The sequence below is a fragment of the Herbaspirillum rhizosphaerae genome (assembly GCF_001189965.1).
GTDB lineage: Bacteria > Pseudomonadota > Gammaproteobacteria > Burkholderiales > Burkholderiaceae_D > Herbaspirillum > Herbaspirillum rhizosphaerae.
The window spans coordinates 237480-252033 of the sequence record NZ_LFLU01000001.1; the positions used below are offsets into that span (position 1 = coordinate 237480).

The 14554-nt window shown below is 59.9% G+C and carries 14 protein-coding genes and 1 pseudogene; 6 read left to right on the forward strand and 9 right to left on the reverse strand.

The genetic code is table 11. The annotated features are described in order from the left end of the window. Positions 1-181 precede the first annotated feature (181 nt). On the forward strand, positions 182-2317 hold the full coding sequence (locus tag AKL25_RS01030) for a TonB-dependent receptor (RefSeq protein ID WP_050475791.1): 2136 nt from the start codon (positions 182-184) through the stop codon (positions 2315-2317). Between the two features lie 89 nt (positions 2318-2406). Here the strand turns inward: AKL25_RS01030 and AKL25_RS01035 are convergent, their stop codons facing one another. Then, positions 2407-3087 (reverse strand): alpha/beta hydrolase, encoded by a 681-nt coding sequence (locus AKL25_RS01035; protein ID WP_050475792.1) that lies wholly within the window; start codon positions 3085-3087, stop codon positions 2407-2409. A 140-nt stretch (positions 3088-3227) separates the two neighbouring features. Here AKL25_RS01035 and AKL25_RS01040 point away from each other — a divergent pair, with 140 nt between their 5' ends. After that, complete coding sequence (locus AKL25_RS01040; protein WP_050475793.1) at positions 3228-3857, forward strand: hypothetical protein; 630 nt, start codon at positions 3228-3230, stop codon at positions 3855-3857. Positions 3858-3935: 78 nt separating this feature from the next. Here AKL25_RS01040 and mog read toward each other — a convergent pair whose 3' ends face one another. Then, positions 3936-4550 (reverse strand): molybdopterin adenylyltransferase, encoded by a 615-nt coding sequence (mog, locus tag AKL25_RS01045; RefSeq protein ID WP_083444522.1) that lies wholly within the window; start codon positions 4548-4550, stop codon positions 3936-3938. After that, the gene (yjgA, locus tag AKL25_RS01050; RefSeq protein ID WP_050475794.1) at positions 4534-5139 is read right to left on the reverse strand and encodes a ribosome biogenesis factor YjgA; all 606 of its coding nucleotides are present in this window, start codon (positions 5137-5139) and stop codon (positions 4534-4536) included. Before yjgA ends, mog begins: the two co-directional genes overlap by 17 nt. Positions 5140-5208: 69 nt before the next feature. Between yjgA and pmbA the strand changes: the two genes are divergently transcribed. Both pmbA and AKL25_RS01060 read left to right on the forward strand, forming a co-directional pair. Beyond that, positions 5209-6573 (forward strand): metalloprotease PmbA, encoded by a 1365-nt coding sequence (pmbA, locus tag AKL25_RS01055; protein ID WP_050475795.1) that lies wholly within the window; start codon positions 5209-5211, stop codon positions 6571-6573. Between the two features lie 386 nt (positions 6574-6959). Next, positions 6960-8558: an MDR family MFS transporter gene (locus AKL25_RS01060; protein WP_050475796.1), complete on the forward strand. Its 1599-nt coding sequence runs from the start codon at positions 6960-6962 to the stop codon at positions 8556-8558. An 84-nt stretch (positions 8559-8642) separates the two neighbouring features. Here the strand turns inward: AKL25_RS01060 and AKL25_RS01065 are convergent, their stop codons facing one another. From AKL25_RS01065 to puuE, 4 genes are all read right to left on the reverse strand, one after another. Continuing rightward, complete coding sequence (locus AKL25_RS01065) at positions 8643-8864, reverse strand: 4-oxalocrotonate tautomerase (protein WP_083444545.1); 222 nt, start codon at positions 8862-8864, stop codon at positions 8643-8645. Then, positions 8845-9600: a class II aldolase/adducin family protein gene (locus AKL25_RS01070; RefSeq protein WP_050475798.1), complete on the reverse strand. Its 756-nt coding sequence runs from the start codon at positions 9598-9600 to the stop codon at positions 8845-8847. The genes AKL25_RS01065 and AKL25_RS01070 overlap by 20 nt, the downstream gene beginning before the upstream one ends. An 89-nt stretch (positions 9601-9689) precedes the next feature. After that, on the reverse strand, positions 9690-10538 hold the full coding sequence (locus tag AKL25_RS01075) for an outer envelope protein (RefSeq protein ID WP_157050411.1): 849 nt from the start codon (positions 10536-10538) through the stop codon (positions 9690-9692). 72 nt (positions 10539-10610) lie between these two features. After that, positions 10611-11570, reverse strand: coding sequence for an allantoinase PuuE (gene puuE, locus AKL25_RS01080; RefSeq protein ID WP_050475799.1), 960 nt, complete (start codon positions 11568-11570; stop codon positions 10611-10613). A 165-nt stretch (positions 11571-11735) separates the two neighbouring features. Between puuE and uraH the strand changes: the two genes are divergently transcribed. Further along, positions 11736-12089, forward strand: a complete 354-nt coding sequence (gene uraH, locus AKL25_RS01085) for a hydroxyisourate hydrolase (RefSeq protein WP_050475800.1) — start codon at positions 11736-11738, stop codon at positions 12087-12089. A 45-nt stretch (positions 12090-12134) separates the two neighbouring features. On the opposite strand, the gene AKL25_RS01090 is transcribed toward uraH, so the two are convergent. After that, complete coding sequence (locus AKL25_RS01090; RefSeq protein ID WP_083444523.1) at positions 12135-13157, reverse strand: alpha/beta fold hydrolase; 1023 nt, start codon at positions 13155-13157, stop codon at positions 12135-12137. Between the two features lie 15 nt (positions 13158-13172). After that, positions 13173-13355: pseudogene (locus AKL25_RS01095) on the reverse strand (carbonate dehydratase); the annotation flags it as partial. A gap of 414 nt (positions 13356-13769) precedes the next feature. Between AKL25_RS01095 and AKL25_RS01100 the strand changes: the two are divergent. Further along, positions 13770-14492 carry a DUF4198 domain-containing protein gene (locus AKL25_RS01100; protein ID WP_050475801.1) on the forward strand — a complete coding sequence of 241 codons (723 nt, stop codon included), beginning with the start codon at positions 13770-13772 and terminating at the stop codon, positions 14490-14492. Positions 14493-14554 lie beyond the last annotated feature (62 nt).

Here is a 14554-nt window from a genome sequence, read left to right on the forward strand (position 1 = left end):
GCCGCTTTTGTTTTGCCGGTCACTTGCTTTCGTCGATCCCGGTTTTTGCTGCATAAGTACAACATACCGGTTCCAATTTCATAAAAATCAGCATTTTGTAAGAAATTCTTTACAAGCTGTTACATTTAAAAGTTAATATAAATAGGAACTATTACTATTAACATTTAAATTGGGTGTCTACATGCAGTTCCGCATCAAGCCGGGTTACCTGGCTGTCCTGACCACATTGTCGCTTACCTCCATTGCAACAAATCACGCCTTTGCCCAGACCGCCGGCAGCCTGCCGGAAGTCCAGGTCAGCGGCGCCCGCGACGGCTACGTTGCGCCAACCTCCGTCAGCGCCACGAAAAGCGAAGCGCCGCTGCGTGATATTCCGCAAACGATCAATGTCATCTCCGCTGAAGTCATCCGCGACCAGCATGCGACTTCCTTGCAGGACATCCTGAAGAACGTGCCGGGCGTCGGATTGTCCACCGGCGACGGCCAGCGCGACCAGGTCTTCATCCGCGGCTTTACGGCGATCGGCGACCAGTTCGTCGACGGCTTCCGCGACGATGCGCTGTACTTCCGCGATCTGTCCAACGTCGAGCGTCTTGAAGTCATCAAAGGTCCGGCGGCGGTTCTGTACGGACGCGGTTCCTCGGGCGGCCTGATCAATCGCGTCACGAAGAAGCCGGGCGTCGACGTGACTGACGTCAGCCTCAGCCTGACCAGCACGGCAGGTCGCCGCGGCGAGATCGATGTCGGCCGCAGCGGAGAGGTGGTGTCCTGGCGTCTGACCGGCGCACGCGAGCAATCGGATAGCTACCGTGCGCAACAATTCCTGGACCGCACCGCGATCGCACCATCGGTGGAATTCAAGATTTCTTCCGACACCAAGCTGCTGTTGCAAGCTGACTATCTGGAAGATCGCCGCCTGACCGATTTTGGCATTCCTTCGTATCAGGGCCGTCCGGTCAATGTCGACCCGGGCACCTATTACGGCGCTGCCAATGCGCGCGATGCGGACTTCAGCCAGTCGCGCGTGGCGTCGACTTCGGCCACGCTGACGCATCGTTTCAATGAGAGTTTGTCGTTGCGTAATGCCTTCCGCTATTACGACTATCACCTGAACCGCAACAACACCAATATCAGCGGCAACGTCAATGAAGTTGCACGCACGATGTCATTGGGACACGCGACGCTGATCCGTGATGAAAACGGCTGGTTCAATCAGACCGAGCTGACGCAAAAACTCAAGCTGGGCTCGACCAGACATGAGATCTTGTACGGCGTCGAATTCGGACAGCAAAGCAAAGACTCCGCCAGCTATGCAAGCACCACGGTAGCGACCGGCGTGTCGATTTTCAATCCTGTGCTGCCGACCGTGAATCCGGCCGCGCGCGGCGCCGGCACCTTCACCTATGGCACCTACACGACGCTGGCCGGCTATGTGCAGGACACGATCGCCTTCAGCGATCAATGGAAGGCACTGCTCGGCGTACGCTATGACAGCTTCGAGCAAAAGTCGCGCATCGTGGGCGGATCGGCGCCGGGCAATCTTGCCCGCACCGACAATGCTTACAGCCCGCGCGCCGGCCTGGTCTGGCAGCCGAGCGAAACGCAATCGTATTACCTCTCGTGGAGCCGTTCGTTCCAGCCGTCGGGTGAGACCTTGCCGCTGGCGACCAACAACGCCGACCTCGCGCCGGAAAACACCCGCAATACGGAAGTCGGCGCCAAGTACGATTTCCTGGACGGCCGCGCCAACGCCACGGTGTCGCTCTTCCGTCTGGAGCGCGACAACATGAAGGCGACGATTCCCGGCACGACAACCATCATCCCCGTCGGCAAGCAACGCACCGACGGCGCTGAACTGACGCTGACGGCTGATCTGAAGCAAGGCTGGAAGGTGCTTGCAGGTTACGCTTACCTGGACGCCAAGGTGATCGATTCGGTGGCGGTGGATGCCAGCGTGAACAATCCGGGCACGACGACGGCAGGCAGCGTTCCATTCAAGGGGAAAGCGGCGACGCTGACGCCGAAGCACAGCGCCAACCTGTGGCTGACCAAGGATATCGGTTACGGCTTCACAGTCGGCGGCGGCGCCAATGCGGTCGGCAGCCGTTTCGCCAACCCGGGCAACACCGTCTCCCTGCCCGGCTACGTGACGGCAGATGCAATGGCCGTCTACAAGGCGGAAAAATACTCGGTGCAGCTGAACGTCAACAACATCTTCAACACCGGCTATATCGTTTCCGGCCACGGCACCAGCCCGAACCTGAGCTTGCCGGGCGCACCGCGCAACGTTGCACTGACTTTGCGCTACTCGATGTAAGCAGCAATTGCCGTCCCAGTAAAAAAGCCGCCGGTGCAATATGCATCGGCGGCTTTTTTCATCGTCCTGACGGATCAACCGTCGCGCACTTACTTCGGCAGCACCTGCGCCAGCCACCGGCCGATATCTTCAATCTCTTCCAGGCAGACGGAATGCTGCATCGGGTATTCGTGCCATTCAATCTGGTAGCCCAGCGTGTTGAGCAAGTTGCGCGACTGCTCGGCGCGTTGCATTACGACCACCGGATCCTGGCGGCCATGGGCCATGAAGATCGGTGTCGCCTGATTGGCGGCGTTGGACTCCGCCGCGATGGTCCCGGCCAGCGGCAGGTAGCCGGACAGGCACATCAAGCCGGCCAGTTTCTCAGGATGGCGCAGGCCGGTTTGCAAGGTCATCGCACAGCCTTGCGAGAAGCCGGCAAGCACGATGCGTTCAGCCGGAATGCCGCGGGCTTTTTCCTTGGCGATCAGCGCTTCCACCATCGCCTGCGAGGCGCGCAGGCCGGGTTCGTCTTCGCGACGCACCAGGTCCGGGCCGAAGATGTCGTACCAGGCGCGCATCACATAGCCGCCGTTGACCGTCACCGGCATGGTCGGCGCCGTCGGGAAGATGAAGCGGATCGGTTGGGATCCCGACAGATCGAGTTCGCGCACAATCGGCACGAAGTCGTTGCCGTCGGCGCCGAGGCCGTGCAGCCAGATGACGGCGGCGGCAGGGTTGGGCGCGGTTTCGATTTCTATGGTCTGGAGCAGGGGGGCTTGTGAGGACATGGACGTTTTCTTCGGTTCAGGATTGTGCGGCTTTGGTGCACAATACAGGTTTGCTGTGGAGAGCGTTCTGGGGTTTTGAAAGCGCCATGATACGACGATATCGCCGGAAAATCTCTGCACCGTTTCAATGGAGAACCGTGATGAAAAAAATGCTGGCCTTGTTGCTGCTTCAGGCAAGTCTGATGGTATCCATGTCGTCGAACGCGGCGCTGCTGGAGGGCAATGTGTTTCAGCCCATCGGCGAAAACCTGGTGGTGCAACCGCCGTCGGGCTGGCGTCTGGCGTATATGAACGGCAGTCCGACCGGCGACTACGTGGTCGAATTCATGCCGCAGAACGAGACCCATGAAAACTGGCGCGAAGGCTATATGTCGGTGCAGCGCGGCGCTGCGGATGTCGGTGCCGGCACGCATCTTTCAACGCAGATCGTCCAGCGCGTGCTGCAAGGCGCACAGCGCAATTGCTCCGGCCACTTCACGGCGATGAAGCAAAAAGACAGCATGACCAACGGCGCCTATACCTCCATCAGCGGCGGCTTCTGCGACCGCCTGGGAAGCGCCGCGCCGTTTGGCGAAGGCAGCCTGATCGGGGTCTTTGAAGGTACGAAGAATCTGTTCCTGGTGCAGTTCGGCTGGCGGCCGGCAACCGAGAACGAGCTCAAGGGAAATCCTTTACGCATTACGCCGCAGCGGTTGCAGCAATTTCTTGACGTGATGAACCGTGCGACCCTGTGCGGCGGCGGTCAGGATCAGTTGACCTGCCCGCACTAGGCGGCGTAACGCACGTCGAGGCTTGGCCGCCGGCTCGCCTCGATGCATTGACATTGCAATAACGCGGAAAAGCGTAAATTATTTCGCCGGGCGAATCGCCGATTTGGGACGGAAGGCCTTGCACACCGCCTCGTTGGTTTCGACGTAGGGGCCGCCGATGAGGTCGATACAGTAAGGCACGGCGGCGAAGATGCCGGACACGACTTGCTTGCCTTCGGCGTCCTTGACGCCTTCCAGCGTCTCCTTGATGGATTTGGGCTGGCCTGGCAAATTCATGATCAGGGCGGCGTGATCGGCAGTTTCCCGGATCACGGCAACCTGGCGCGACAAAATGGCGGTGGGAACGAATTGCAGGCTGATCTGGCGCATCTGCTCGCCGAAGCCGGGCATTTCCTTGGTGGCGACTGCCAACGTGGCTTCCGGCGTGACGTCGCGGCGCGAAGGGCCGGTGCCGCCGGTGGTCAGCACCAGATCGCAACCGATGTCGTCCACCAGCTCGATCAGGGTCTTCTCGATTTGTGCGCGGTCGTCGGGGATCAGGCGGGTTTCCATGCGCCACGGGCTGCTCAGCGCAGCGCCGAACCAGTCTTGCAAGGCCGGAATGCCTTTGTCTTCATACACGCCGCCGGAAGCACGATCGGAGATCGACACCAGGCCGATCAGCAGTTCGTCCGGATCAGTCTTCTTGCTCATCTTCCAACTCGTCCGCGTCATCACCTTCTGTCGCATTGGCGCCACGCGAAGCGGCTTGCAATTGCTTGAGGATCTGGAAAATTTCGCGATACGCCTTGGGCGGCTTGTTTTCAGCCTGTTCCTTGCGGGCATTGCGAATCAGCGTGCGCAGCTGCTGCACGTCGAGATCGGGATGCTGGGCAAGCAACTCGGTGAGGGCATTGTCGTCTTTCAACAACTTTTCACGGCGGCGCTCGAGCGCGTGCATGGCGGCGGTGTCCGCTTTGGACAGGCCGCGCCAGCTGTCGAGCGTACGCTGGATGGCGGCGATTTCGTCTTCATCCAGGGTGCGCATCTTCTTGCCGACGTACTGCATCTGGCGGCGACGGCCTTCGTGGTCCTTGATTTGCTGGCATTCGAGAATGGCGTCGCGCACGTCTTCCGGCATGGGCACGCGCTTGACGCGGTCGCGTGGCTCGGCAACCAGTTCTTCGCCCAGTTTCTGCAACGCAGTCATTTCGCGTTTCAGTTGGGATTTGGAGGGACGGTCGTATTCCTGCTCGAATTCGTTGGATTGGAAGCCGCAGGACCCGCGATTGGGATTTGGCATGATTCAGATAAATAAGCTAAACGACTGCTATGATACCCGTTTTATCCGCATTTCGAAGAAAACAGGCCAATGAGCGATACCGTATTTACCCACAGTCAAGACCAATTGAAGCAGCTTGCACAGGATGTGTTGCGTTACGCCAAGGAAAAGGGCGCGTCGGATGCGGCGGTCGACATCAGCGAGGGTAGCGGGCTGTCGGTAGCGGTGCGCAAGGGCAAAGTCGAAACCATTGAACAGAACAAGGACAAGGGCATCGGCGTTACCGTCTATATGGGCGAAGGCCGCAATGTACGCCGCGGCAACGCCAGCACCTCTGATTTCTCGCAACAGGCGCTGAAGGAAACGGTGGAAGCGGCCTACAACATCGCCCGCTTCACCGCCATCGACGACTGCGCCGGATTGCCGGACCAGGAAAATCTCGAAATGCATCCGCGCGACCTCAAGCTGTGCACGCCATGGCTGATCACCGCGGAAGAAGCCGTCGAACTGGCGCAACGCTGCGAAGCGGCGGCGCTGTCGGTCGACAAGCGCATCACCAACAGCGAAGGCGCCAGCGTCTACGCCCAGCAATCGCATTTCGTCGCGGCCAATTCGCGCGGCTTCATCGGCGGCTATCCGTTCTCGCGCCACACCATTTCGGTGGCTCCGATCGCCGGCAAGGGCGGCAACATGCAGCGCGACGACTGGTATTCGTCCATGCGCGATCCTAAAAAACTGGCCAAGCCGGAAGCCATCGGCCGCTATGCTTCCGAACGCGCACTGGCGCGCCTGAACGCGTGCAAGCTGTCGACCCGCAAGTGCCCGGTGCTGTTCGAAGCGCCGCTGGCCGCAGGCCTGCTCGGCGCCTTCGTACAAGCCGTCTCGGGCGGCGCGCTGTATCGCAAATCATCGTTCCTGCTCGACTCGCTGGGCAAGCAGGTTTTCCCCGACCACATCCAGATCCTGGAAGATCCGCACGTGGTCGGCGGCGTCGGTTCCGCGCCGTTCGATGAAGAAGGCGTCAAGACGCATCGCCGCGAAGTCGTCAAGGACGGCGTCGTGCAAGGCTATTTCCTGTCCACGTATTCGGCGCGCAAGCTGGGCATGCAAACCACCGGTAATTCAGGCGGTTCACACAACCTGTCGCTGACCTCGTCGCTGACGACAGCCGCCGACACCTTCAAGGGCATGTTGAAGAAACTCGATACCGGCTTGCTGGTGACCGAGCTGATGGGCCAGGGCGTGAACTACGTGACCGGCGATTATTCGCGCGGCGCGTCGGGTTACTGGGTCGAGAAGGGCGTGATCCAGTATCCGGTGGAAGAGATCACCATCGCCGGCAACATGAAAGACATGCTGCGCCAGATCGTCGCCATCGGCAACGACACGCTGATCCGCGGCACCAAGGAAACCGGCTCCATCCTGCTGGAAAACATGACGATTGCCGGCGACTGAGTCCAGTCGTTCATGTGCCGCAATCGCAGCTGCGCTATTGCACTGCCCGATCACAGATGATGTGCTTATGCTGATCGGGCAGTCGTAGTACCTTTCTTCCTCCCTCTCTCGTTTTTTGCCTTCAACCGTCCTCATTCGAGCGCGGATACACGATGGATTTTCGCCCTCGCGTATCGTCGTTTTCATCTTCGATTTTGTTGCGGATTTGTTGCCGTATTGCAGTGCGCCCGGCAAACTATCGCCGCTGTTGATAAAATGGACGACTCAGTCACTTCAGGCTGGCGCCTGTGATGAATGTGGTCGTGCACGACAAGCGGTCATCTGCAAGTGCTTGTCGTTTCGCCAATACATGCGTCTGCAAGCCCCGGCCAAACGATTTTCCCAACATGTCTCCACATAAAGAAGCCGCGCACTCGAGCGGTCAAGTCCTGCCTTTCCGCGAATCCCTGATGGCCACCCTCGGCATCTGCTTCGTCATCATGCTGGTGGCGCTGGATCAGACCATCGTCGGGACCGCCTTGCCGACCATCGTCGCCGAGCTCAAGGGCTTCGATCTCTATGCCTGGGTGGCGACCTCGTATCTGCTGACTTCGGTGATCACGGTGCCGATTTTCGGACGGCTGGGCGACTACTTCGGGCGCAAGCCTTTCCTGATCGCCTCGATCATCATTTTCGTCGTGGCCTCGATGCTGTGCGGGATGGCCAACAGCATGCTGTTCCTGGTGCTGGCGCGCGGCCTGCAAGGCATCGGCGGCGGCATGCTGGTCGGCACCGCATTTGCATCGGCGGCGGACCTGTTCCCCGATCCGCATATTCGCCTGCGCTGGCAGATCATCCTGAGCGCAGCCTACGGCATCGCGACCTCGATCGGCCCGTCGCTGGGCGGCTTTCTGACGCAGTCGCTGGGCTGGCGCTGGACCTTCTACGTCAACCTGCCGGTCGGTTTGATCTCGCTGTTCTTCGCGATGCGCTACATCCCGCATATCCGCCACATCAAGCACGAGGGCAAGATTCGCCTCGACTGGTTCGGCGCGGTGCTGATCACGATTGCGCTGGGCAGCCTGCAGTTGCTGGTGGAGATGCTGCCCAAGCGCGGCCTGACGATCGGCATGGCGGTTCTGTTGGTCGCCAGCATTGCCGCTTTCTACGCCTTGTGGAAATGGGAGCGCCACGTCGAGCAACCCATCCTGCCGTTCGAGATGGTGAAGGATCCTGCGTTGTCGAGCCTGTTCCTGCTGTCGATCCTGGCCGGCTTCTCGATGTTTTCGATGCTGATGTATTCGCCGTTGCTGTTCCAGGGCGGTTTCGGCATGTCGCCGCGCGAAGCGGGTCTGCTGATCACGCCGCTGGTGGCCTGTATCACCGTGGCGAGCATCGTCAACGGTCGTGTCGTCACGCGCATCCCCAATCCCAACATGATGATGTATGTCGGCTTTGCGCTGATTGCGATCTCCTGTCTGGGCATCGTGCTATCGCAACGCGGCACGTCGACGGCCTTCATGCTGACAGCCATGCTGGCGGGCGGTTTCGGTCTCGGGCTGGTGCTGCCGAACCTGACGGTGTTTGCGCAGCAGGCCGCCAGCCGCGAACATCTCGGCATCGCCACGGCCTTGTTGCAATCCCTGCGCATGATCGGCGGCATGCTCGGTACGGCGGTTACCGGCACGCTGGTGACGCAGATGTACGGCAGCGGCGTCCAGCGCGCGCTGGAAAGCGATCACGCCGCACAATGGATGGCCGAATTCAAGGACCCGGAAATCCTCGTCAACCACGACATCCAGTCGACCCTGCTGGCGCAGATGCTGCAAGCCGGGCATAACGGTTCGGCCTTGCTCGACGCGGCGCGCGATGCGCTGGTCGGTGCGATTCACATGGGCATCGCGCTGGCGATCGTATCGGCGCTGATCGGCTTGTGGATGGTGCGCCGGGTGCCCTTGATCCGTTTTTCCAACAAGGCGAAAGTGGAACCGGTGATGTCCGAATAGGGACCCGCTAACGATAGAAAATGGCGCGCCGACTGTTATCAGTGGCGCGCCATTTTTTTGAGCCTCAGTGTTTGGTTCAGACCATCAATCCGACCACAGTTTTCCCGCCGTCGCCCAGTTCTCTTTCTTGACGTCCTGGATGATGATGTCGACCGACTCCGGGCTGCATTGCAGGGTCTTGCAGGTCGCTTCGGTAATCGCTTTCACGAGTTCGCGTTTTTGTTCGACGCTGCGGCCTTCAAACAGCTGGATGTTGAATGTGGGCATATTCTCTCCTTGGTAAAAATCAATTCTTGTAGGACGCATCGAGCGCATCCAGTTTGCGTAGCAGCGCCGGCCATTCGAGCAAACCTTCCGGGCTGCCGTCGCCGAGCAATTGCTGGTGCGTCTTGCGGCAGATATCGGCAGCGGGCGTCTTTAACGATTGTCCGCCGGCCTGCGCCAGCAGCTGGATGCGGCAAGCCTTGTCGAGCGTGTCCATCAGTACGTAGGCCTCGGCGACGGTGCGGCCGCAGATCAGGCTGCCGTGGTTGCGCAGCAGCAGCGCGGGGTAATCGCCCAGAGCTTCGATCAGCCGCGTCTGCTCGCCCGGCGTGAGCGCCAATCCTTCGTAATCGTGACACGCAATCTGTTCGTAGAAGCGCAGCGCATGCTGCGACAACGGCAGCAAGCCTGATGCCAGAGCGCTGACCGCAACTGCATGATCGTTATGCAGATGCATGACGCAATGCGCATCGGCGCGCGCAGCATGCACCGCGCCGTGGATGGCGAAACCGCTGACGTTGATACGGTAAGGACTGTCGCCGACGATCTGGCCGTGCTGGTCGATCTTGACCAGGTTCGATGCGCAGATCTCGTCGAAGCGATAGCCGAACGGGTTCAGCAAGAAATGCCCGGGTTCGTCCGGCACGGTGGCCGAGATATGCGTGTAGATGACGTCGTCCCAGCCTTGTAGTGCGCACAGCCGGTAGCAGGCGGCGAGATCGATACGGGTTTGCCATTCGGCGTGGCTGATATGGGCTGGCTTGGCAGGAGCGGTCATGGCAGTCGTGGCGGCATGGGGAGCATGAATGAAAAAGGGGACGCAACAGCGTCCCCCCGGCATGTTACACCCGGACTTTAAACTCTGACTCAGAAGTGGTATTCGGCGCGGATCATCGGCGTCTTGGCGAAGGAGCCCGGCACCTTGGATTGATTGCCGAACTTGTTGCGCCAGTATTGATATTCCAGGCCGACGCGGAAGGTGTTCTTGCCCAGTCCCAGCGGCGTGCCGACGTCGTACATGACCTGGCCGTCGAAGTTCAGTTCCGGGCTGGTCGGGCTGCCGAATTCGTCCTTGCCCTTGGCGGCGATGTAGTTCACATAGCCTTCAAACGCAAAGCCGCTGGCGCCGAAAGGAATGCCCCAGGAGGCAGTCAGCATCGGGTGCACATCATACGAATAGCGGCTCGAAATACCGACCGGCTGATTGCTTTCCCACAGCGCCAGCAGGCTGACGTTGAGGAAGCCGGGCACGTCCATCATCAGCGTCGGGCCGGCGACGATCATGCGCTTCTTGGAGCCGTAGCCCGGATCGTTCTTGGTGTTCCAGTCGAAGCCGGCGGTAAAGCCGACGCCGCGCGCCGGGCCGAAGGACAAGTCCTTGCCGCTGATCTTGCCGATGTCGAGCGTGTGGCGATAGGTGATGTAGGCTTCCTGCGCATTGTTGTCCTTCTTGTCGGACATCAGCAGATCGACGTTCAGGAAGTTGGTGCCGTACTTGTAGCCGCTGGCATGCGTGAAGTTGATGATGTTCTTACTGATGTCCTGCGTGTTGTACGGCTCGGCGAACTTGGTGCCGTAGCGGTAGCCGATGGAGTTGTCGCTCCAGTCGGCGGCGTGCGCCTGCTGTATTGCCGCCATTGCGGACAGCCCGATCAGGCCGGCCGCTGCGAGATGTGTGCTGACTGGCTTGCGCAGGATTGCGTTTGCTTGTTGCATGGTGTCTCCTCCATTAAATGGTATGTCGAACTGCTTTTTTATAGTGTTCCGTGGATCCGCCACGGCGGTAGATCAAACCTTGCTGAACGGCTGAGGATGCGTCTTGCGCCAGTGATCGGCGATATCGATGCGGCGCGTGATCCAGACCTTGTCGTGTTGTTGTACGTAGTCGAGGAAACGCGCCAGCGCCGCTGCGCGCGCCGGGCGGCCGACGATGCGGCAATGCAGGCCGACCGACAGCATCTTGGGGCGGTCCAGTGCGGCCGGGTCGCCCTCGGCGTAGAGCACGTCGAAAGCGTCTTTCAGATAATCGAAGAACTGCGTGCCTGAGTTGAAACCCTGAGGCGCGGCGAAGCGCATGTCGTTGCTGTCGAGCGTGTAGGGGACGATCAGTTGCGGCGTCGTGCTTTGCACACCGTCGGCATTGCGCACGCTGACGTTCTCCCAGTAGGGCAAGTCGTCGGCGTAGCTGTCGGCGTCGTAGGCGATGCCGCCGTGCTCGGCGACCAGGCGGCGCGTGTTGGGCGAGTCGCGGCCGGTGTACCAGCCCAGCGGCGCATTTCTTGTGATGTCTTTGATGATGGCGACGGCTTCGGCGATGTGCTTGCGCTCGGTCGCTTCATCGATGTTCTGATAGCTGATCCAGCGCAGGCCGTGGCAGGCGATTTCATGGCCCAGTTCTAGGAAGGCGGCGGTCGCTTCCGGATTGCGCTGCAACGCGCGCGCCACGCCGAACACGGTCAGCGGCAGCTTGCGCTCTTCAAACATGCGCAGCAGGCGCCACAAGCCGGCGCGCGAGCCGTACTCGTAGATCGATTCCATGCTCATGTGACGCGCAGGGAAACTCTGTGCACCGATGATTTCGGACAGGAAAACTTCCGAGCCGGCATCGCCGTCGAGCACGCAATTCTCTGCGCCTTCTTCGTAATTCAGTACGAACTGCAAGGCGATGCGCGCGCCGCCCGGCCATTGCGCGTGCGGCGGCGTGCGGCCGTAACCGGCCAGGTCGCGTGGGTAGTTGGAATCTTTCATGTCTCCTGCCTTCTGCTCGTTCTTTTGATTTGTTTCATGTGTTCGCCGAATTATGTCTTTAGAATTGATTGTGGATATAAGCCTGAACGTATATGGACCTCAATATCGCGGTATATCATTTGCCGGTCAAAGAATGGTCAAAATCTGCCAAAGAGAGGAAACACAATGGGAAAACTGAGCACCCACGTCCTGGACGTGACCCAGGGCAAGCCGGGCGCCGGCGTCAAACTGGCGCTGTACGTCATCAAGGGAAATGAAAAAGTGTTGTTGAAAAACGCCATCACCAACAGCGACGGCCGTTGCGATGCGCCGCTGCTGCAAGGCGACGAATTGCTGGCGGGGCGTTATGAGCTGGTGTTCGGCGCGGGCGATTATTTCGCCGGGCAGGGCGTGCAGTTGCCGGCGCCGCGCTTTGTCGACGAAGTTGTCATCGCGTTCGGCATTGCCGACCCATCGCAGAATTACCACGTGCCGCTGGTGGTGTCGCCGTGGTCGTATTCGACGTATCGCGGAAGTTGAATCTATGCCGGCGACGGCTGATTACCGCCGCCGGAATTGCATGCGCTACGGGGCAGGAAGCGACGCCAATCCTTTGATCAGCGCGCGATGGAAGACCGCCGGATCCTGGATCTGCGGCGCATGCCCCAGATCGGCAAACTCGACCAGTGTAGAACGGGGGATGCTGCGGGCAGCCTGCTTGCCCAGGGTCTCATAATGGCCGATGCGCGCTTTCACCTCCGGCGACGCAGCATCCGCACCAATGGCCGTGGTGTCGCGGTCGCCGATCAGCAGTAGCGTCGGCATCGTCAATTGTCCAAATTCGTAGATGACCGGTTGCGTATAGATCATGTCGTAGATCAGCGCGGAGTTCCATGCAACCAGGCGATGGCCGGGACCGCTGTTGAGTCCGGCCAGCATGTCGACCCATTTGTCGTATTGCGGTTTCCAGTTCCCGGCATAGTAGGTCGATTGCTCATAGGCCTTGATGCCTGACGCGTTCACTTTCAATTCCCTTTCAAACCACTGGTCAACGGTCCTGTAAGGCACGCCAAGAGCCTTCCAGTCTTCCAGGCCGATCGGATTGACCAGCGCCAGCTGCTCCACCTGCTGCGGGTACAGCAGGGCGTACCTGATTCCCAGCATGCCGCCGGTGGAATGTCCCAGCACGGTGACGCGGCCGATGTTCAGGCTGGCAAGAAGGGCGTGCGTGTTGTACGCAAGCTGCTGGAAGGTGTATTGGTAAGCATCCGGTTTGGTGGATTTGCAAAAACCGATCTGGTCAGGTGCAACAACCCGATAACCGGCATCATTGAGCGCCGCGATCGTGCTCTCCCAGGTGCCTGCGCAGAAATTCTTTCCATGTAACAGAACCACGGTGCGACCATTGGGTTTGGCCGGCGCACTGTCGATGTACGCCATTTCCAGCTGCTTGCCCTGTGAGTCGAAAGAGAAACGCTTGACTGCATAAGCGTAATCAAATCCTTCCAATTGCTGGCCGTATGCGGCACCCGGCATGGCGGCCGGCGGCAGTTGGGCATGGGCGATCGAGGCAAATCCGCAGGCGGCGAGCAATAGTCGTTTGATCATGGTTTTTCCTTGGCGTCAAAATTCGTTTTGCAGCTTCTTGTAACCTTGCACCAACTCGTTGTTGGTGCGGGCCACATCCGGCAGGGCGTCCAGATCGGTCTGCGGGCCGATGCGCAAGGTCGACGGCACATAGAAGCCCGGCGGCAGATGGCAGCCGTCCACCACGGCGTTATAGCGCACCACGCAGCCGTCGCCGATCCGAGGTGCGATCTCCTTGATCCGGACTGAGCTGAGATTGAAGAAGCGCATGAGGATGCGGCCTGCATGTCGCCGGGGCGGACAAACAGTTGAAGCGGGCATCGCAGGGCGCGCCCATTGTATGACTTTTTCCGGTTCAGGGTTTTGTCAGGAAGTTGTTGTCGCGCAGCCTCTTGCTGACTATAATGATAATCATTCTCGATAATTAAAACAACCAGGCTTTACCCCGCCAAGCCTTCAAGCCAGGCCCGGAGCGCGCCGCAACGATTCTTCCTGTCGGCCGCACCAGATAGCAACTCCCGGATATGGTCCATTCTTCGATGCGCTCCTGTTTGCACGGGTGGTGTCGCGGAAGGGAAATTTTTGTCGTCAGTCTCCGTTTTTGAAGACCTAGCCCCTGAAAGGAAGCACTACATGAAACGTCTTGTCATTCCCGCCTTGCTGTCCACCATGCTGTTCGCCGCATCGGCGCAAGCCCACCACGTCTGGCTGCAACAGGACGCCAGGTCCGCCAATTTCTACTTCGGCGAATTTGCTGAAAACCTGCGCGAAGTGTCGCCGGGCCGGCTCGACAAGTTCGAGCAGCCGACCGCCGTCCTGCTGGGCAGCAACGGCGACAAGACGCTGGATCTGAAGAAGGGCAAGAACGGTTTCGCGCTGTCGGCGCGCGCCGGCAAGAACGAATCCATCATCGCCGAAGAAGCGCATTACCCGGTGCTGGAACGCAAGACCGGCGACACCGTCGTGCGCACCGCATGGACGCCGGCTGCACGGCTGGTGACCTCCGATGCAGAGCAGGCGCCGCGCCTGACGCTGGATGTTGTGCCGACCGGCAAGCGCGGCGAGTTCAAGCTGTTCTACAAGGGCCAGCCGCTGCCGAAAACCAAGATCAACATCCAGGTGCCGGCCGGCTGGACCAAGGAAAGCCACACCGATGAACAAGGCGTCGTGAAGTTCGATCTGCCATGGCAAGGCACCTATGTCGTCGAAGCGCATCACACCGACAAGACCGCCGGCGAGCGCGACGGCAAGCCTTACGACATCGCCAGCTTCGTCACCAGCCTGACGCTGACGCAAACCAAGGGCATCAAGGCCGTGCCGGCAGCACCTGTGACTGAGCCAAGCCCGGTCAAGTAAGCGACGCAAACCTCGCCTGCGAGCCATGGATCGCTGGCTTGCAGGCGTCGCTTCCGACGGGT